Origin of the sequence: Streptomyces sp. NPDC051452 (assembly GCF_044454765.1) — a bacterium.
Taxonomy (GTDB): Bacteria; Actinomycetota; Actinomycetes; order Streptomycetales; family Streptomycetaceae; genus Streptomyces.
Genome location: NZ_JBITEB010000012.1, coordinates 26,633 through 44,769, shown reverse-complemented (window position 1 = coordinate 44,769; position 18,137 = coordinate 26,633). Strand labels below are relative to the sequence as shown.

18 protein-coding genes are annotated in these 18,137 nt (G+C 72.8%); 10 read left to right on the top strand and 8 right to left on the bottom strand.

Translation table 11 applies throughout. The features are described 5' to 3' along the window. Positions 1 to 41: 41 nt before the first annotated feature. Positions 42 to 299, bottom strand: coding sequence for a DUF2277 domain-containing protein (locus ACIBA9_RS25710; RefSeq protein ID WP_399366522.1), 258 nt, complete (start codon positions 297 to 299; stop codon positions 42 to 44). Between the two features lie 93 nt (positions 300 to 392). Here ACIBA9_RS25710 and ACIBA9_RS25705 point away from each other — a divergent pair, with 93 nt between their 5' ends. The 3 genes from ACIBA9_RS25705 (at position 393) to ACIBA9_RS25695 (ending at position 2,590) form a co-directional block, all read left to right on the top strand. Further along, a complete protein-coding gene (locus tag ACIBA9_RS25705) occupies positions 393 to 1,292 on the top strand; it encodes a ketopantoate reductase family protein (protein WP_399366520.1) in 900 nt (299 codons plus the stop codon). A gap of 91 nt (positions 1,293 to 1,383) precedes the next feature. Then, a complete protein-coding gene (locus tag ACIBA9_RS25700; protein WP_399366518.1) occupies positions 1,384 to 1,752 on the top strand; it encodes a hypothetical protein in 369 nt (122 codons plus the stop codon). Between the two features lie 223 nt (positions 1,753 to 1,975). Then, entirely contained in the window at positions 1,976 to 2,590 is a 615-nt protein-coding gene (locus tag ACIBA9_RS25695; protein ID WP_399366516.1) for a DedA family protein, read from the top strand. A gap of 165 nt (positions 2,591 to 2,755) precedes the next feature. Here ACIBA9_RS25695 and ACIBA9_RS25690 read toward each other — a convergent pair whose 3' ends face one another. After that, positions 2,756 to 3,400: an HNH endonuclease family protein gene (locus tag ACIBA9_RS25690; RefSeq protein ID WP_399366513.1), complete on the bottom strand. Its 645-nt coding sequence runs from the start codon at positions 3,398 to 3,400 to the stop codon at positions 2,756 to 2,758. 374 nt (positions 3,401 to 3,774) lie between these two features. On the opposite strand from ACIBA9_RS25690, the gene ACIBA9_RS25685 reads away from it, so the two are divergent. Both ACIBA9_RS25685 and ACIBA9_RS25680 read left to right on the top strand, forming a co-directional pair. Next, positions 3,775 to 4,356 carry a TMEM165/GDT1 family protein gene (locus ACIBA9_RS25685; RefSeq protein WP_399366511.1) on the top strand — a complete coding sequence of 194 codons (582 nt, stop codon included), beginning with the start codon at positions 3,775 to 3,777 and terminating at the stop codon, positions 4,354 to 4,356. A gap of 214 nt (positions 4,357 to 4,570) precedes the next feature. Next, the gene (locus tag ACIBA9_RS25680) at positions 4,571 to 5,239 is read left to right on the top strand and encodes an HAD-IA family hydrolase (RefSeq protein ID WP_399366509.1); all 669 of its coding nucleotides are present in this window, start codon (positions 4,571 to 4,573) and stop codon (positions 5,237 to 5,239) included. Between the two features lie 93 nt (positions 5,240 to 5,332). Here ACIBA9_RS25680 and ACIBA9_RS25675 read toward each other — a convergent pair whose 3' ends face one another. After that, entirely contained in the window at positions 5,333 to 5,884 is a 552-nt protein-coding gene (locus tag ACIBA9_RS25675) for a peptidoglycan-binding protein (RefSeq protein WP_399366507.1), read from the bottom strand. Positions 5,885 to 6,584: 700 nt separating this feature from the next. Between ACIBA9_RS25675 and ACIBA9_RS25670 the strand changes: the two genes are divergently transcribed. The 3 genes from ACIBA9_RS25670 (at position 6,585) to ACIBA9_RS25660 (ending at position 10,397) form a co-directional block, all read left to right on the top strand. Next, complete coding sequence (locus ACIBA9_RS25670; RefSeq protein WP_399366812.1) at positions 6,585 to 8,624, top strand: DHA2 family efflux MFS transporter permease subunit; 2,040 nt, start codon at positions 6,585 to 6,587, stop codon at positions 8,622 to 8,624. A gap of 136 nt (positions 8,625 to 8,760) precedes the next feature. Beyond that, positions 8,761 to 9,444, top strand: coding sequence for a hypothetical protein (locus ACIBA9_RS25665; protein WP_399366505.1), 684 nt, complete (start codon positions 8,761 to 8,763; stop codon positions 9,442 to 9,444). 5 nt (positions 9,445 to 9,449) lie between these two features. Then, positions 9,450 to 10,397 (top strand): hypothetical protein, encoded by a 948-nt coding sequence (locus ACIBA9_RS25660; RefSeq protein ID WP_399366503.1) that lies wholly within the window; start codon positions 9,450 to 9,452, stop codon positions 10,395 to 10,397. Here ACIBA9_RS25660 and ACIBA9_RS25655 read toward each other — a convergent pair. Further along, on the bottom strand, positions 10,383 to 10,820 hold the full coding sequence (locus ACIBA9_RS25655) for a DUF1992 domain-containing protein (RefSeq protein WP_399366501.1): 438 nt from the start codon (positions 10,818 to 10,820) through the stop codon (positions 10,383 to 10,385). The two genes, ACIBA9_RS25660 and ACIBA9_RS25655, sit on opposite strands and share 15 nt — an antisense overlap. A 123-nt stretch (positions 10,821 to 10,943) precedes the next feature. Here ACIBA9_RS25655 and ACIBA9_RS25650 point away from each other — a divergent pair, with 123 nt between their 5' ends. Then, on the top strand, positions 10,944 to 11,336 hold the full coding sequence (locus ACIBA9_RS25650; RefSeq protein ID WP_399366499.1) for a hypothetical protein: 393 nt from the start codon (positions 10,944 to 10,946) through the stop codon (positions 11,334 to 11,336). Positions 11,337 to 11,357: 21 nt separating this feature from the next. On the opposite strand, the gene ACIBA9_RS25645 is transcribed toward ACIBA9_RS25650, so the two are convergent. Together ACIBA9_RS25645 and proP are read right to left on the bottom strand one after the other, a co-directional pair. Further along, positions 11,358 to 12,029, bottom strand: coding sequence for an O-methyltransferase (locus ACIBA9_RS25645; RefSeq protein WP_399366497.1), 672 nt, complete (start codon positions 12,027 to 12,029; stop codon positions 11,358 to 11,360). A gap of 894 nt (positions 12,030 to 12,923) precedes the next feature. Then, positions 12,924 to 14,381, bottom strand: coding sequence for a glycine betaine/L-proline transporter ProP (gene proP, locus ACIBA9_RS25640; protein ID WP_399366495.1), 1,458 nt, complete (start codon positions 14,379 to 14,381; stop codon positions 12,924 to 12,926). A gap of 307 nt (positions 14,382 to 14,688) precedes the next feature. Between proP and ACIBA9_RS25635 the strand changes: the two genes are divergently transcribed. Then, on the top strand, positions 14,689 to 16,779 hold the full coding sequence (locus tag ACIBA9_RS25635) for a bifunctional glycosyltransferase 87/phosphatase PAP2 family protein (RefSeq protein WP_399366493.1): 2,091 nt from the start codon (positions 14,689 to 14,691) through the stop codon (positions 16,777 to 16,779). A gap of 3 nt (positions 16,780 to 16,782) precedes the next feature. Here the strand turns inward: ACIBA9_RS25635 and ACIBA9_RS25630 are convergent, their stop codons facing one another. Then, on the bottom strand, positions 16,783 to 17,637 hold the full coding sequence (locus ACIBA9_RS25630) for an NAD(P)H-binding protein (protein ID WP_399366491.1): 855 nt from the start codon (positions 17,635 to 17,637) through the stop codon (positions 16,783 to 16,785). Then, the gene (locus ACIBA9_RS25625) at positions 17,634 to 18,059 is read right to left on the bottom strand and encodes a nuclear transport factor 2 family protein (protein ID WP_399366489.1); all 426 of its coding nucleotides are present in this window, start codon (positions 18,057 to 18,059) and stop codon (positions 17,634 to 17,636) included. Before ACIBA9_RS25625 ends, ACIBA9_RS25630 begins: the two co-directional genes overlap by 4 nt. Positions 18,060 to 18,137 lie beyond the last annotated feature (78 nt).

The window sequence follows — 18,137 nt, the reverse complement described above, 5'->3', positions numbered from 1 at the left end:
CAAGGTTAGGGGAACCTAATCAGTGCTTGCAAGTTCAACATTCAGCCAGATTCCACGATCGTCCCCTCCGGGTGGCGCTGTCGTACGGGGTGGCCGCGGACCTCCAGTTCGCCGAGAAGTTCGGCCGTGGCGCGGGCCACCGCGTCCACCGCGCGGTCGAAGACCTCGCGGTTGTGCGCGGCGGGGGCCCGGAAGCCCGAGACCTTGCGTACGTACTGCAGCGCGGCCGCGTGGATGTCCTCGTCCGTGGCCTCGTCGGGCAGCACGGGCGGGCGCAGCGTCTTGATACTCCGGCACATGCCCCCAGTCTCACGCGTGGCGTGCGGCGCTGCCATGATCGCGTCGAAGGCGGCCACCGAACCGCGGGGCCGACCGTCGAAAGGATCAGCCTCATGGCGATCGAGAACACCGTGGCCGTCCTCGGCCCCGGCGGCACGGGCGGGCTGCTCGCCGCCCTCCTGTCCCGCTCCGGCCGGCGCGTCGTCTGCCTGGCGGGGGAGCGTACGGCCGAAACCCTGCGCCGTGACGGGATCACGGTCCGCAGCGCGCAGTTCGGCGACTTCACCGCCGCCGTCGAGGCGGACACCGAGCTGCGGGAACCGGTGGCCGCCTGCCTGGTCACCGTCAAGCACAACGCGCTCGACGCCGCGCTGACCCGGGTTCCGCCCGCGGTGCTGGGGGACGCGCTCGTCGTACCCCTGCTGAACGGCGTCGAGCACCCCGCCGCGCTGCGCGCCCGCTACCGTCCCGACCGCGTCGCGCCGGCCGTGATCCGGGTGGAGTCCACCCGGACCGCACCGGGCGTGATCGAACACGGCAGTCCGTTCACGGAGGTGGACCTCGCCGGGGACGGCGTCCCGGCCGCCCGCCTCGACGCGCTCGCCGTGACCCTCACCGCCGCCGGTGTGACCGGTCGCGTGGTCGGGGACGAGACGGCCGCCCTGTGGGCCAAGATGGCGTTCCTCGTCCCGTTCGCCCTGCTCACCACGCGATACGGCCTGCCGCTCGGGGAGGTGCGCACCCGGCACCGGGACGAGCTGGAGGCACTGGTGGCCGAAACCGCCAGGGTCAGCCTCGCCTGTGGCGCTCCCGCCGACCCCGCCCGGGCACTCGCCCGCTACGACGCCTTTCCGCCTGGCGCCAAGTCGTCCATGCAGCGTGACGCCGAGGCCGGGCGCCCGCTCGAACTCGACGCCATCGGGGGCGCGTTGCTGCGTGCCGCCGAGCGGCACGGGGTCTCTGTGCCGGTGGCGGCGCGGCTCGTGCGGGAGCTGCGGGAGGCCGGCCGGTGACACGGCCGGCGACCACTCGTTCGACTGAATGTTCCCCTGAACCCCATGAGCGAACTCGCCACTGAAATTCGAACAGGCGTAGCATTAGCGCGTGGCTACGACCTACGATTTTCCCAGTGACCTCCTCGCCGGCCAGGAGGAGCTGCATCAGGTCAGGGCCGAGTTGTCGGCCCTGCTCAAGCGGCTGCCCTGGTCGGTCGAGCCGAGAGACGGCTTCTGTGACGACACCGGCTGGCGCAAGGTCGAGCGGCCCGCGTCGCCCGGCTGGTCGGCCGACGAGCAGGCCGAGGTGGAGAAGCTGAGGCGCCGCGAGCACGAGCTGGCGGTGTTCGTCACCACCCACCGCTTCTGGGCCGAGGTCGGGGCGGCCGACCGGATGGAGATCCGCTCGAAGCTGAAGCACGCTCATGAGGAGTCGGCGCAATCGGCGGAACCGGCGGGTGGCGGGAAAGGGGCGTAAGGAGGGGATCGGAGGGCCCAGTGGGAGCGGGACCACGCGACGGGCCGTGACTTCTCCGGCGTTCCGGGCATGGCCCCACTCGCGGGGGGCGGACGGGAACGCCGGTGCCTCGCCGCCCCCTTGCCGCCGTCGTGGGGGAGGGGGTGCCGGCCCCGGCGGACCGCCTGTCACCACCCCGGCGTACGCTGTATGGCTGACATCGGGGGAGCTAGGGGAGTCGGTCGTGTTCGAGAGTGTCGGGTCGCTTGCGGCCGGGCCGTGGATCTATGCCGTGGTGGCGCTTTCCGTGCTCCTCGACGTGTTCCTGCCGGTACTGCCGAGCGGCGTACTCGTCATCACGGCCGGCACGGCGGCGGCGGCGGGAACGGGCGCTGCGGCGGCCCGGGTTCCGCACGAGGTGCCGGACATCGTGGCCCTGATCCTCTCCGCGGCGACCGCCTCCGTCCTCGGTGACCTCGTCGCCTACCGTCTGGCCTGGCGCGGCGGGGAGCGGCTGGACCGGGCGATAGCCCGCTCCCGGCGGCTGACCACCGCGCAGGAACGTCTCGGCGACGCGCTCGCCCGGGGCGGCGGCGCGCTCGTCGTCCTGGCCCGCTTCGCCCCGGCCGGCCGCTCCGTCGTCTCCTTCTGCGCGGGCGCCGCGCATCGCCGGGCCCGCGACTTCCTGCCCTGGTCCGCCCTGGCCGGTCTGTCCTGGGCCGCCTACAGCGTGGCCCTCGGCTACTTCGGCGCCCAGTGGCTCGGCGCGACATGGCTGGCCACGGGAGTCTCGGTGGCCGCCTTGTTCGCGGCGGGCGGCGCCGCGGGCTATCTGATGCGCCGCCGCCCCGCCGCCTGACCCGCGGATCCCCGCTCCGGCGCGCGTGCCACCCACCTTGGGGTGTCCCGCGACAACCGACTCCGAGTCGACCCCGGCGGTCAACCCCGGCAGTCAACCCCGACAGCCGACTGTGGCGGCCCGTCGGGCCGCCCCGTCGCCGACCGCCCCGCGGGTGCCGGAGCGTCAGCAGTTCGCCAGGTCGTTCGTCAGGGCCGTCTTCTCGGCGGGGTCGACCGAGAGGTTGTAGTAGTACTTCACCTGCACCCAGGCGCGCACATACGTGCAGACGTACGCCGAGCGGGACGGGAGCCAGGTGGCCGGGTCCTGGTCGCCCTTGGCCTGGTTGACGTTGTCGGTCACCGCGAGGAGCTGGGGACGGGTGACGTCGTTGGCGAAGGCCTGCCGCTGCGCGGTGGTCCACTTGCTCGCACCGGAGTCCCAGGCCTCGGCGAGCGGCACGAGGTGGTCGATGTCGACGTCGGAGGCGGCGGTCCAGGTGGCGCCGTCGTAGGGGGAGTACCAGCTGCCGCTGGTGGCGGCGCAGGCGGAGTCGGTGACCACGTTCGTGCCGTCCCGCTTGAGAATCCACTCACGGGTGTTGCAGGAGCCCGAGATGGTGATCCAGGTCGGGAACAGGGCGCGCTGGTAGCCCGTGCGGTTCTCCGCGGCCACGGTGAGCTGGGCGAGATAGCCACGGGCGGTGGCGCCGCTGACCGGCGTGGGGAGCGCGGCGGAGGCGCTCGGGGAGTTGATCAGGGCCGCGGAGGCTATCAGGCCGGTGAGGGTCGCGAGTATGCTCAGCCGTCGACGCGCGTAGAGCTTGGGCATGCGAACTCCCTTGTGGGGTGGGGATGGTGGGCGCGAGCGAGGGGAATGCTCGCGGGACCGTGTGGCCGGTGGATGAGCGGCCGGTAAGAAGCTAGTGACGTGTGCATGACACGACAAGGTTCACGGACGAACTTTCACATCCCGTACGATGGGGAGCGCAGAAGGGGAGTAGCTCTTCGCCGGACCGTCGACATACTGCTCAGCCAGCCTGAGCCGGCGCCCGGAGGCGACCTCGTGGAGGCCGCCAGCGAGACCTTCGGCAAGCAGTGCACGCCCGTGCCCCCCGGCGCGGGCGCCGTGTGCGCTGCCGTGCCGAGGTGTCAGCGTGTGACGTACCGCACTCTCGGCGGGGCAGCCCGACCGATTGAGGACCCTTGATCAGCATTACCGTGACGGCGCTCGTCTTCGGCATCGTCTTCCTCGCCGAACTGCCGGACAAGACCGCGCTCGCCGGTCTCGTCCTCGGCGCCCGCTACCGCGCCGGTTATGTCTTCACCGGTGTCGCCGCCGCCTTCCTGCTGCACGTCGTGCTCGCCGTCGCCGCGGGAAGCGTGCTCACCCTGCTGCCGCAGCAGATAGTGCACGCCGTCACCGGCGTCCTCTTCCTCGGCGGGGCCGCGATGCTGCTGCTGAAGAAGGACGAGGGCGACGAGGAGATCAAGAAGCCCGCCGACCAGTCCTTCTGGAAGGTCGCGGGTACGGGCTTCATGCTCATCCTGGTCGCCGAGTTCGGCGATCTCACCCAGATCATGACCGCCAACCTGGCGGCCCGCTACGACGACCCGATCTCCGTCGGCCTCGGCGCGGTGCTCGGCCTGTGGGCGGTGGCCGCACTCGGCATCGTGGGTGGAAAGGCCCTGATGAAGCGGGTGCCGCTGCGGCTGATCACGCAGATCGCGGCGCTGCTGATGCTCGCGCTCGGCGTGTGGAGCCTCTACGAGGCCGTGGCCGGCTGAGCCGAGCGAGCCGTGGCCGGCCGAGCTGAACGAACGGTGAACCTCCCGGGGTCGCGCTGGCGCAATGCGGTCCGGGTTTTGTACCGTGGAAAAACAAAGTGGCTCCCGCCCGTTTTCCCTGACCGGCGGGCGGGGCCGCCTTGTCCCCGCCCTCCCGTTGCCCCTCCCGCCCTCTCGCTCCCGGCCCGGGGGCCTTCTCGCTCTGGAGCTGCCGATGACGGCCGCCGTCACGCCCACCGTCCTCACCGCCCGTGCCCTCCTGCTCGACATGGACGGCACCCTCGTCAACTCGGACGCCGTGGTCGAGCGGATCTGGCGGCGCTGGGCCGAGCGGCACGGGCTGGACGGCGACGAGACGATGAAGGTCGTGCACGGCAGGCAGGGACACGCCTCCATGGCCCTCCTGCTGCCCGACCGGCCGGTGGAGCAGAACCTCGCCGACAACGCCCGCATGCTCGCGGAGGAGACCGCCGACACCGACGGCGTGGTGGAGGTGCCCGGCGCCGCCGGCTTCCTCGCCTCCCTGCGCGGGCTGCCGCACGCCCTGGTGACGTCCGCCGACATCGCCCTGTCCACCGCCCGTATGAACGCCGCCGGGCTGCCCCTGCCCGCGGTCCGTGTCACCGCCGAGTCGGTGGGCGCGAGCAAGCCCGACCCCGAGGGGTTCCTCAAGGGCGCGGCCGAGCTGGGCGTCGACCCGGCCGACTGTGTCGTCTTCGAGGACTCCGGTGCGGGTATCGCGGCGGGGCGGGCCGCGGGGATGCGGGTCGTCGGAGTGGGGTCGCGTGCCGGCTCCCACGGCCCCGACGTCGTCGTACGGGATCTGACGCGGGTGTCCGTCGCCACCGCGGCCGATGGGACGATCCGGCTCCACATCGGCTGACGTCGGCCACTCGGTCGATCGGCCACTCGACCACTCGGCCGATCGGCCCCTCGTCACCGTCCGCCGAACCCGGCTGCCCGCATCCGGCACGCTTCACGGCCCCGTCGTCTCCGACTCCAGGTGCGCCCGGGTCGCCGGGCCGTACACCCCCGGCCCGTCGTCCAGGACGCCCCGGGCCAGCTGGTAGGTGCGTACGCCGTCCTCGACGGAGCGTGTGAAGGTGCCATCGATCTGACCGTCGTAGAGATTCAACTGCCTTAGCCGCAACTGTAGTTCGGTCACCTCCGGGCCCGAGTCGCCGCGCCGCAGCACCGGCGGGGCGGGGGCCGCGGAGGTCCTGGGGGACGCGGCGGGTGTCCCGGACGGCGGGGTGGGGGAGGCGGAGGCGCTCGCGCCGCGGGACGCCGAGGGGCGCGACGACGAAGACGGTGACGACGGTGACGGCGGCGAAGGGCTCGCGGAGACCGGGGTGGAGGCCGGGGTGGACGGGGCCGGCCGGGACGCGGTGGACGTCCCCGGCGCCGTCGGCGACGCCCGGCCCGGCGCGGTCACGTCCGGGACGCTCTGTCTGACCTCCTCGGCCGCCCGGTCCCGGGATGTCTGGTGGGACGTGAACAGCCCGCTCGCGAGGCCGACCGCGGCCACGACCGCCGCGACCGCCGTCCCCGCTCCCGCACCGGACCACAGAACCGCCCGCCGAGCCGGCCGACGCGGAGGCTCAGCACCCCGACCCCCACTCCCGACGGCCTCCGCCGGACCCGGACCCGGACCCGGATCCGAATCCGAATCCGGACTCGAATAGGGACTCGAATCCGCCCCCGAATCGGTCCCGTCCTCCGCCGCCCCGTCCTGCTCCGGCGTCCGCGAGGCGGCCGTGTCCGGACCGCGCCCGCCGTCAGGCGCCGACGGGGCAGTGGCCGGGGCCGGCAGGGGCCCGGGCATGTCGACGTACGGGCGTATCCGCAGCGGGTCGAAGTCCTCCGCCGCTGCCGCCTCGGCCGTACGCGCCGCCCGCAGGGCCCGCGCGGTCCGTTCCGCGCAGGAGCAGGACGGGCTGCCGTCGGCCTCCCTCGGGGTCCCGCACTCGGGGCAGGCGCGCCCCACAGACTCACCGCTCACGCCGGCCCCACCCCCAGTACCCGTACCTCCCGAGGCCCCCACACCTCCGAAAGCCCCCGGAGCCCCCAAAGCCCCCAGACAGCTCCACCAGCCTATGCGGACCCCCTCCCGCATCCACGGGGCGCGGTGGCCCATGTCCGGTATCCGCTGGTTCGGGAGGCCGTAACCGGTGACACCGATCACGATGGAAGAGGTGGACCCGAGCCCCGAGCCCCGGGAGGTCTCCATGGCCCTGGACACGCACGGCACGGCGAAGGACATGAGCCGCGGCGAACACGTCCCGGGCAACGTGTTCGTCCCGATCGGCGCCCTGCTGCTCGGACTGCTGCTCGCCGCGCTGGACCAGACCATCGTGTCGACCGCGCTGCCCACCATCGTCAGTGATCTCGGCGGCCTGGAGCACCTGTCCTGGGTGGTCACCGCGTATCTGCTGGCCTCGACCGCCGCGACCCCGCTGTGGGGCAAACTCGGCGACCAGTACGGCCGCAAGCGCCTGTTCCAGACCGCCATCGTGATCTTCCTGATCGGCTCGGCGCTGTGCGGCATGGCGCAGAACATGCCCCAGCTCATCGCCTTCCGGGCGCTGCAGGGCCTGGGGGGCGGCGGGTTGATCGTGCTGTCCATGGCGATCGTCGGCGATATCGTGCCGCCGCGTGAACGCGGCCGCTACCAGGGGCTGTTCGGCGCGGTCTTCGGTACGACCAGTGTGCTCGGGCCGCTCCTCGGCGGGGTGTTCACCGAGCATCTGAGCTGGCGCTGGGTGTTCTACGTCAATCTGCCGCTCGGCGTCGTGGCGCTCGCCGTGATCGCCACCGCGCTGCACATCCCACGCCGCACCGCCCACCACGTCATCGACTATCTCGGCACCTTCCTGATCGCGGCGGTCGCCACCTGCCTGGTACTCGTCGCCTCGCTGGGCGGTACCACCTGGGCCTGGGGCTCGGCGCAGATCATCGGTCTGATCGTGCTGGGCGTCCTGCTCGCCGTGGCGTTCGTCGCGGTGGAGCGCCGGGCCGCCGAACCCGTGCTGCCGCTCAGGCTGTTCGGCATCCGCACCTTCACGCTCGCCGCGCTCATCAGCTTCATCGTCGGCTTCGCCATGTTCGGCGCGATGACCTATCTGCCGACCTTCCTCCAGGTCGTACACGGCATCTCCCCGACCCTGTCCGGTGTGCACATGCTGCCCATGGTGGTCGGGCTGCTGCTGTCCTCCACGGTGTCGGGACAGATCGTCAGCCGCACCGGCCGCTGGAAGGTCTTCCCGCTGACCGGCACCGCCGTCACCACCATCGGTCTGCTCCTGCTGCACCAGCTCGACGAGCGCAGCTCCACCGCCGAGATGAGTGTCTACTTCTTCGTCTTCGGCCTCGGTCTCGGCCTGGTGATGCAGGTCCTGGTGCTCATCGTGCAGAACGCGGTGTCGTACGAGGACCTGGGCGTCGCCACCTCCGGCGCGACCTTCTTCCGCTCCATCGGCGCCTCCTTCGGCGTCGCCATCTTCGGCACCGTCTTCGCGAGCCGTCTCGCGGACGAACTCACCGCCGCCTTCCGCGGCGTGCGCCTGCCGCCCGGCGTCGGCCCCGACGCGCTCAAGGCCGACCCCCGGGGCATCACGGCCCTGCCGCCCGCTCTGCGCCCGGTCGCGCTGCACGCCTACGCGTCCGCCATCACCGACGTCTTCCTGTACGCGACCCCCGTCGCCGCGCTCGGCTTCCTGCTGGCCTGGTTCCTCAAGGAGGATCCGCTGCGCGGTTCGGTCACCGCGCCCGAAGTCTCCGAGACCATCCCGCCCAACCCGGTGCAGCGCTCCTCCTACGACGAGGTGTGCCGCGCCCTGTCCGTGCTCGGCACCCGCGAGGGCCGCCACCAGATCTACCGGACGATCACCGAGCGGGCCGGCTACGACCTCCAGCCCGCGGCCAGCTGGCTGCTGCTGCGCCTGCGCAGATACGGATCCGTCGAACCCGGTGTGCTCGCCGAGCGCAGCCCCGTCCCGCTCCAGGTGGTCATGGCCGCCGCCCGACAGGTCGAGGAACGGCGTCTGGCCCACCGCCTGGGCCTGGACCTGGAGCTGACCGACGCCGGGCGCGAGGTCGCGGAACGGCTCGCCACCGCCCGTGAGGAGTCGCTGGCCGAGCTGCTCGGCGACTGGTGGCAGCCCGGCCGCTCGACCGATCTGACGCAACTGGTCAGGGAACTCACCGGGGAACTGTGTGGCGCGGAGCGCGAACGGCCGCACAACTCCACCGTCCCGAAGGACGCGTGAGCAGATCCCGCCGGACCCCCGCTCATACCCCGCATCCTCCCGGTCACCGGCCACCGGTCCGCCGTTTGTGGCCTGACTTCCGGGTCACCCGAAGGGTGAGCCGGCCAGCGGGGCCGGTCGGATCGGGAAGGCAACCATGTCCACAGGCCTGATCATTTTGTTGATCGTGATCGCGGCGGTCGTGGTCCTCGGCGCGGCCGCCCTGAGCCTTGGCCGCGCACGGCGCGGCGGGCCGAGCCTCAAGCGCCGCTTCGGACCCGAGTACGAGCGGACCGTCGCCCTGCACGGCGGGGACACCAAGGCCGCCGAACGAGAGCTGACCGAGCGTGTGGAGCGCCACGGCGACCTGCGGGAACGCCCCCTCGACCGGGACGACAAGGAGCGGTACGCGGCCCGCTGGACGGCGGTGCAGGAGCGCTTCGTCGACTCGCCCCGGGAGGCGGTGGCCGAGGCCGACCAGCTGATCGCGGAGCTGGCCGTCGTCCGCGGTTACCCCGACGCCGGGCGCTACGACGAGCAGTTCGCCGCGCTGTCCGTCCACCACGCCGACCATGTCGACGGCTACCGGCAGGTGCACCGGGTGGCCCGCGCCGGGGCGGACGGTGGCGGGAACTCCGCCGGAGCGGGTACCGAGGAGATGCGGACGGCCCTCATCGGGGCACGTGCCCTCTTCGACGACCTGACCGGGCCCGGTGCGGACACCGGCCGGCACCGCTCGGCCTCCGGCGCGGCCGGCCCGACGGCCGCCGCCGGTACCCGTTCCCACGCTCGCTCCCATGCGCCGTGGGCCCTCCACAGGAGCCGACCGAAGGAGAGTTGAGCCTCATGACCGACAGGACGACCGGTTCCGGCGACGAGCGGAACCCCGCCGGGCGCTTCACGCCCCCGCCGGACGACGAATGGGCACCGGGAGACGCGGCCCTCGGCCGCCGGGCGCAGCAGGAGGGCCGCCCGGAGGAGGACCTGCCCGGGGAGCCGGGCGAGGACATGGGCCGGACGCGGGGCGAGGGGGTGCGGGGCGGCCGGCTTCCGGGCTCCACGGGACCCGGCCGGGAAGGCCTCACCGCCGACGACCGCGTCCCCGCCGACGAGGCACCGTTGTCACCGCCACCGGGCCCGGCGGGCCTGCCCGCCACCGGGGACGCCGCTGGGCCGGGTTCGGGGACGCGGGGCGCGCCGCACGGCTCCGAGGGCCTGCGGCCCGGCACCGAGGACCTGGCACCGGAGACACCGGCCGCACCGGGCGGCGCGACGCGCATACCCGATGAGCGGCGGATGCCGGACGACGGACCCGTCGCGCCGTACGCCGGTGAGGGCACCGGACCCGCGGCCGGCGCGACCGGCTCCGGGGAGCCCGGCACCCCCAACGGAGCGGGGCACACCGCGGCTGGTGCGACTGGTGTGACTGGTGTGACTGGTGTGACTGGTGTGACTGGTGTGACTGGTGCGGCTGGTGCGGCTGGTTCCTCCGGTGCCGCCGGTGCCTCCGCGCCGCTGTTGTCGCAGGACGAGGCGGGACGCTGGGAGCAGCGGATGCGCCAGGTGGTCGCCGGGTTCGTGGACGAACCCCGTGGTGCCGTCGCGGAGGCCGATCAGGCGTTGGAGGAGATCGCCGCACGGTTCACCGAGGCCGTGACGCTGCGGCGCCGCACCCTGCGTACCTCCTGGGAGGGCGCCGGGGACGGCGGGCCGGCTTCCGGCAACGACACCGAGCAGCTGCGGTTGGCCCTGCGCGACTACCGGGAACTGGCCGACCGGCTACTGCACAGCTGAGCCCGGCCCGTTCCCCATGGCGGCAGCCCTGCGCTGCCGCCATTCGCGTGCGATCTCCTCGACGTCGTACGGCTTCTTCCCCAGCGGGGGACCGGGCGGCGGCTTGAACATCATGTCGCGGATCTTCACGTTGACGTCCTCGACGATTCTGCGGGCGATCCGCTCCGAGGGGGCCGCGTACGCCGCCACGAGGGCGTCCTCGGCCTCCTTGCGCAGGGCCAGGGCGGGCGGCAGCACGGTGAGCCCCTCGCGCGCCATCTTCCGCTTGATCCACCACAGTTCGTCGTAGCCGGAGTCCAGCTCGGCGGGCAGCGGCTCGCCCGCGCCCGGCAGCCGTTCGAACTCGCCGCGGGCCTGTGCGTCGCGGATCTGCTTGTCCACCCAGGACTCGAACGGGACGCCCGGTGGCTTTCGCTCGGTCATGACCTCATTGTGCCGGACGGGACCGGGCCGGGCGTTTTATCATGCGGCGGCGGTACGGGCGTTGTACGCCGCACCGCTTCACAGCGCACTGCTCAGGGCTTGACTGCATCAGGGGGAACACGCGTGCTCGAACTCACCATGGCCACCGTCTCGGGGGCCGACGCGGGGGCCACGGCCGGTATGACGATGGCCGAGGCGCCCAGCGAGCCCGGGGCGGTGCTACGGGTCGGCCGGGACGCCTCCGTGTGCCGACTGGTCACCCCCGAGGACTGGCTCTTCGTCTCCCGCGTCCACCTGGAGTTCGCGTGCGGCCCCGACGGGGGCTGGCGACTGTCCTGGATGCGCGGTTCACAGGCCGACCCGGCCTCCGAGGTGCGCTTGATCGTCGGGGAGTACGCGCAGACCGTCGCGTACGGCACCACCGTGCCGCTGCCGCACGGCGGGTCCGGCGAGATCGTCGTCCAGGACCGCACCACACCGTGCGGCGTCCACGTGGGCTTCTTCCACGAGGTGTGAGACTCCCCGGCCGGGGAGGGCTCAGCCCAGCACGCGGGCCAGCGCGAAGCCGTCGTGTCCCTTGTGGCCGACCGTCTGGATCGCTGTACCGCTCAACCGGGGGTGACTGGCGATCAGTTCGATGGCGGTACGGGTGCCGACCACGTCCGGCTCGGTGCTGCTCGCGTCGACGACCCGGCCGCCGCGCACCACGTTGTCCACGACGATCAGGCTGCCCGCGCGGGTGAGCCGGAGCGCCCACTCGACGTAGTGTCCGTTGTTGGCCTTGTCGGCGTCGATGAACACCAAGTCGAAGGGGGCCGGGTTCTCGTCGGCCAGCTTGGGCAGCGACTCCAGGGCCGGGCCCACCCGCACCTCCGCGATGCGTTCCAGGCCGGCCCGGGCGATGTTCCGGGTGGCGACCTCGGCGTGCTTGGCGCTGTACTCAAGCGAGATCAGCCTGCCGTCCTCGGGCAGCGCGCGGGCCAGCCAGATCGTGCTGTAGCCGGCGAGCGTGCCGATCTCCAGGATCGTGCGGGCGCCCTGCACCTGTGCGAGAAGCTGCAGAAACTTGCCCTGCGCGGCCGTGACGCCGATGGGCGGCAGCCCGGCCGCCTCGCTCTCCCGCAGCGCCGCGCGGAGCGCCTCGTCGTCCGGCGAGAGTTGGGTGATGAAGTAGTCGTCGACGTCGTCCCAGAGCTGCGACCCGCTCATGCGTCTGCTGCCTTTCCCGCGTGTCTTCCGGAGGCTTCTCGCCCTGCCCGAGCCGATCATCTCAGCCACCCCCCGCAGACGGGCAGACCGGCGACGACCACTTCCGTAAACCCGCCCCACGACCACCCCGCGGGGACGCGGGAAACCCCGCGACCAGCCCCGAGCAACGACGCGACCGCCCACGTCGGCCTGGCGCCCGGCGACGCCCGCCCCCTGCGTCGGCCTCACGCCCTGCGTTCGGCTTGGTGCCCCGCGCCGGCCCCGCACCTCGCGAGGGCTCGCGCCCTGCGGGCCACGCGCCTTGCGTCGGCCTCGGCCCCGCACCCGGCGACGGCCTCAGCCCTGCGTTCGGCCTGGTGCCCTGTGCCGACCCCGCACCCTGCGACGGCTCACGCCTTGCGGGCCTTACGCCCTGCGGGCCTTGCGCCTTGTGGGCCTCGCGCCCTGCGTTCGGCCTGGTGCGCCGCGCTTCCCTCACCTTGCGACGGCTCACGCCCTACGGGCCATACGCCGTGCGTCGGCCTTACGCCTCGCGTTCGGCCTGGTGCCCCGAGGTGGCCCCCACACCTTGCGACGGATCACGCCCCGCGTCCGCCTCACGCCTTGCGGGCCTTACGCCTTGCGGGCCTCACGCCTCGCGTCGGCCTCGCGCCTCGGGTTCGGCCTGGTGCCCCCGTCGGCCCAGCACCCTGCGACGACTCACGCCCTGCGACGACTCACGCCCTGCGACGACTCACGCCCTCCGACGGCCCGGCGCCCCGCGCCGGCCTTACGAACCGCCCCGGCCCCGCACCCCGCGCCGGCCTCACGCCCCGCAAGAGCCCCGCATTCTGCGACGGCCCCGCCTCTCCGCAGACGGTCCCCCCCCGCCACAGCCAGGTGTCTCGCGGGTGTCTACCGCTGTTCCACGGACGGTGCCGAGCCCGGGAGGGGGCGGCCCGCGCACTCCGACATCCGCCATACCGCGAACCCACCCACGACGGCCGCGGCCATCATGTAGTACGCGGGCATCATCATGTTGCCGGTCAGCCCGATCAGCGCGGTCACGACCAGCGGAGTCGTCCCGCCGAACAGGGACACCGAGACGTTGAACCCGATGGAGAGCGAGCCGTACCGCACCCGGGTCGGGAACAGCGCGGGCAGCGCGGCCGGCATGGCCGCGGTGAAGCACACCAGCAGCATCCCCAGCGCCCCCATGCCCAGCGCGACCGCGACCAGGCTGCCCTGGCGGATCAGCAGCAGGGCGGGGATGGACAGGAACAGGAAGCCCGCACAGCCCGCCGCGATCACCGGGCGCCGGCCGATCCGGTCGGTCAGCGCGCCCGCGAACGGCTGCACGATCATCATCAGGGCCATCACCCCGAGCACGACCAGCAGCCCGTGCGTCTCGTCGTACTTCAGCTCACTGGTGAGATAGCTCGGCATGTACGACAGCAGCATGTAGTCGGTGACGTTGAAGACCAGCACCAGGCCCATGCACAGCAGCAGCGCCTTCCACTGGCCCGCGACCATCTCGCGCAGCGGCACCTTCGGCCGGGCGGCCTCCGCCTTCTCGACCTCCGCCGCGAACGCCGGGGTCTCCTCCAGACGCATCCGCAGATACAGGCCGATGATCCCCATCGGGCCCGCGATCAGGAACGGGACGCGCCAGCCCCAGGAGAGCAGGTCCTCGGAGGAGAGCAGCGCCGTCATCACCGTGACCAGACCCGCGCCGCCGATGTAGCCGGCGAGCGTGCCGAACTCCAGCCAGCTGCCGAAGAAGCCGCGCTTCTTGTCCGGCGCGTACTCGGCGATGAAGGTCGAGGCGCCCGCGTACTCGCCGCCGGTGGAGAAGCCCTGCACCAGTCGTGCCGCGAGCAGCATCAGCGGCGCGCCCACGCCGATCGCGCCGTACGACGGGATCAGGCCGATCGCGAACGTGCCCGCCGCCATCATGATCATCGTGATGGCGAGGACCTTCTGGCGGCCCACGCGGTCGCCCAGCGGGCCGAAGACCATGCCGCCGAGGGGCCGGACCAGGAAGGCCGCGGCGAAGGCGCCGAACGTCGACAGCAGCTGGGCGGTCGGGTTGCCGGACGGGAAGAAGACCTTGCCCAGGGTGACCGCGATGTAGCTGTAGACGCCGAAGTCGAACCATTCCATGGCGTTGCCGAGCGCCGCCGCCTTGACGGCACGCCTGACGAGCGCGGGGTCGGTGACGGTGACCTCGCGGGACGCGGCGGCCCGGGGGGTCGACGGGGACGGGGTGACGGCTGTGACGGTCGCCAAAACGAGGCTCGCCTGCCTTTCGACGGGAACAGGTACGCGGCCCGGGTGGCGGCGCTGCCGGGAGTCGGGCCGAAAACCGACCATAGGGGGACTTCGGCCCCTTACGTCCCGTGCGCACATCGATGCACAGTGCAGCTAAAGGGCCCGTACGCAGGTACATCTGCCCCCGTGGCCCGTGCCGTCCCCGCTGTCGGATGTGAGCCTTCTCGCGCCCCGCGCACGCAACCGACCCCGCTTGCCATGGTCGTCTTCCGGACAAAAGCGCAGCGGACGTCAGGTGAAGCCGGGGTGGCCTGCGTCCTTCTGCACGGGTCTGCGAGGCTCATGGGGTGCGCGGTGGGGATCTCGGCGCGTACCGGGCGGGGACGACGGGGCGGGAGGCCGACGAGGCGTGGCGAACGTTGAGCACGGCACGGGATCGACGGAGGCGTTCGGATCGGCCGCGGCAGGGGCGCGCCTTCGGGCCGCCCGGCTGGCCCTGTGGGCGATGGCGGCGATCCTCGCGATACGGCAGCTCGCCGTCGTCCTGACCACTCCGAGCGGTGAGCGGCTGACCGACCTGGAGACCTGGGTGGGCCCCGAGGGCGTGCTGCATGTGAAGGGGTCGCTCTACGACTCGACGCGGTTCACCGGCACCCCCTTCGCCGGCCTGGTGCTCAAGCCGCTCACCCGCTCCGCGCAGGCGGCCCTCGGCTGGGGCTGGACCTTCGGCACCCTGCTGCTGGTCGTGGGCCTCGGGCTGGTCGCCGCCCGCGCGCTGCCCCGGCCCGTCACGCGCCGCACCTCCCTGCTGGCCGCCCCCGTCGCCGTCAGCCTGCTCATGCTCTCGCTGCCGGTCCGCAACGCCCTGTGGCTCGGCCAGACCAGCATCATCCCGGTGCTGCTCGTCCTGCTCGGCTGCTTCACCGTGCGCGGGGAACGCGTGAGCGGCCTGTGCGTCGGCCTGGCCGCGGCCCTGCAGCCGACGGTGCTGCTGTTCGTCCCGTTGCTGTGGTTCACCGGCCGCCGCAAGGCGTCCCTCACCGCGGCCGGCACCTTCGCCGCCTGCACCGCCCTCGCCTGGGCGGTGTTGCCGCACGACTCGCACACCTACTGGGTGCACCACATGGCCGGCGCGGGCCTCGGCGGCCAGGCGGACGGCCTCGCCAACCAGTCCCTGCACGGCGCCCTGCTGCGCGCCGGGCTCACCGGCCCGCCGGAGATAGCGGTCTTCCTGCTGCTCGGCGCCGCGGTCGTCGTCCTCACCCTGCGCCGGGCCGTCCGCTACGCCCGCGACGGCCAGCTCCTGCTCGCCGTGGCGCTCACCGGCTGCGCGGCGGTCGCCGTCTCGCCCACCTCCTGGCAGCACCAGCTGCTGTGGGTGCTGCTCGCGGTGGTCGGCCGGGTCGGCAGGCGGGCCTCCGACCGGTACGTCTGGCCGGTGGCCGTCGTCCTGGTGACCACCCTGCCGGCGAAGATGATGCTGCCGAACATGCCGGCGATGTACCCGCTGCGGGACAACCTCGTCCTGCTCGCGGCCCTGGCCGCCGCCACGGCCGTCCCCTTCCTGTCCCGCACCTCGCCGTACTACCGGACCCCGATCGCGACGGAGTACGCCCCGCAGGCCCCGGCCCGCCTGCGCAAGGTCCCCCTGCTGCCGTTCCTGAGGCGGGTCCTCACCCGTCCGAACCTGCTCCTGGAACTGCTGCTCATCCGGGTCGTCTACGCGGCCTACCAGAAGGTCCGGCTGGCGGCGACCGGCGGCACCAACTCGGGGGGCCGGGCGCGGGCCGAGCACCACGGGCACATCGTGCTGGACATCGAGCGCTTCCTGCACATCGACGTCGAGCACTGGGTCAACCACACCGTGGTGCGGATCGGCTGGCTGCGGAACTTCTTCGACTTCTACTACGAGTCCTTCCACTTCGTCGTCCCGCTGACCGTGCTCGCCGTCCTGTACTGGCGCCGCCCGGTCGACTACCGCTGGGCGCGCGCCTCGCTGGGCTTCGCCACCTTCCTCGCCCTGATCGGCTTCTGGCTCTTCCCGCTGGCCCCGCCGCGCCTGATGCCGTCTCTCGGCATGATCGACACCGTGCACGGCGTCCAGGACTTCTCCAAGCCGGACTACGGCACCCTGACCGCGCTGACCAACCAGTACGCGGCGATGCCGTCTCTGCACTTCGGCTGGGCGCTGTGGTGCGGGGTGGTCATCGCGGTCATCGCCCCGAAGTGGTGGATGAAGGCGCTCGGTCTGCTCCACCCCCTGTTCACCGTCTCGGCCATCGTCGCCACCGGCAACCACTGGGTGCTGGACGCGGTCGGCGGCGCGGTGGTGGTCGGCGCCGGCTTCGGACTGTCCTACCTGTTCCAGGGGCCGCGCGCCGCCGTGCGGGCGGTAGGCCGGACCGACGTGGCGATACCGGCACCCGCCGGCGCCGACCCCGGGGGCGCCGGCCCGACGGGCTCGAACCCCGGGGAGGCGGTGGCCGCCGCCGAGCGGTGATCGTCAGCCGCCGCCCAGCGCCGCCGTCAGGTGGGTGCGCAGGGAGCGCGGGGGCCGCCCGGTGACGGTCCGTACGGTGTCGGTGACCCGGTCCTCGGCCCCGTCGGCGATGGCCCGGTCCATACCCGCGAGCAGGGCGGCGAACTCCTCCGGAATCGTTGTCGCGAGCCGGTCGCGCAGCTGCTCGTAGGAGACTCGGCGGTGGGTCACGGTCCGGCCGGTGACCTCCGTGAGCAGCGCGGCGACGTCGTCGTACGACAGCGCCTGCGGTCCGGTGAGGACCAGGTCCGTGTCGGGGGACCGGGCGTCGGTGAGCGCGCGGGCGGCGACCGCCGCGATGTCCTCGGCGTCCACGAACCCGACCCGGCCGTCCCCGGTGGCGGTGCGCAGGACGCCCTCGGCGCGGATGCCGAGCGCGTGCGGATGGCCGCCGGTGAAGTTCTGCATGAACCAGGAGGGGCGCAGTACCGCCCACTGCTCGATCAGGCCGGGCAGGGCCTGGTGCACGACGCCCGTCGCCGGTCCGCCCGCGGGGACGGCCGAGGAGCTGAGGAGCACCGCGCGGCGGACCCCGGCGCGGCGGGCACGCGCGAGGAAGGGCAGCATGACCGCCGCCGGGTCCGGGTCGCCCGGCGGCGGTACGAGGTAGACGCGGTCCACTGCGTCGAGCGCGGCGGCGTGTCCGGCCGGATCGTGCCAGTCGAAAGGCACCGGCTCCGCGCCCGCGACCGGCGTCGCGTGCCGGCCGGCCGCCCTGACCCGGTGACCGGCCGCCGCCAGCCGCGCGACCGTACGGCTGCCGGTCGTGCCGGTCGCGCCGGTGACCAGCGTGATGCCGGTGGTGCCCGGGGTGCTCATCGGCCGCTCCCGACGAAGTCGGCGCCCGGTTCCAGGACGGCGAGGGGGTTCCAGTAGTCGCGGTAGGAGGTGAACCGTCCGTCCCGAACGGTCACTACGGCGATGTAGGTCATGTCGAAGGGGCCGCCGGTCTTCACCAGCCGCCCGATGCCGCGCATCTCCACGACGATGGTCCGGGCGTCGGTGGTCTCGTGGATCCGCAGCTCGGGGAAGTCCCGCAGTTCGATGTGGTCGGGGTAGTGGCGCATGTAGGCGGCGACGGCCTTACTGCCCTCCAGCCGGGTGGGCATCCCCGGCGGGGCGAAGGGGAACTCCATGACGCCGTCGTCGGACCACAGCGCCACCCAGGCGGCGATGTCCTGGTCCAGCAGCAGCCGGAGGCCGTGGCGGAAGAGGTCCGCCGGTGAACTCGGTGTGGGCATGGGTATGCTCCCTCTCAGAGAAACCGGACCCCAGGTCCGCTTTCGTGATGCCCCGAAGATACGGACCAGCGGTCCGCT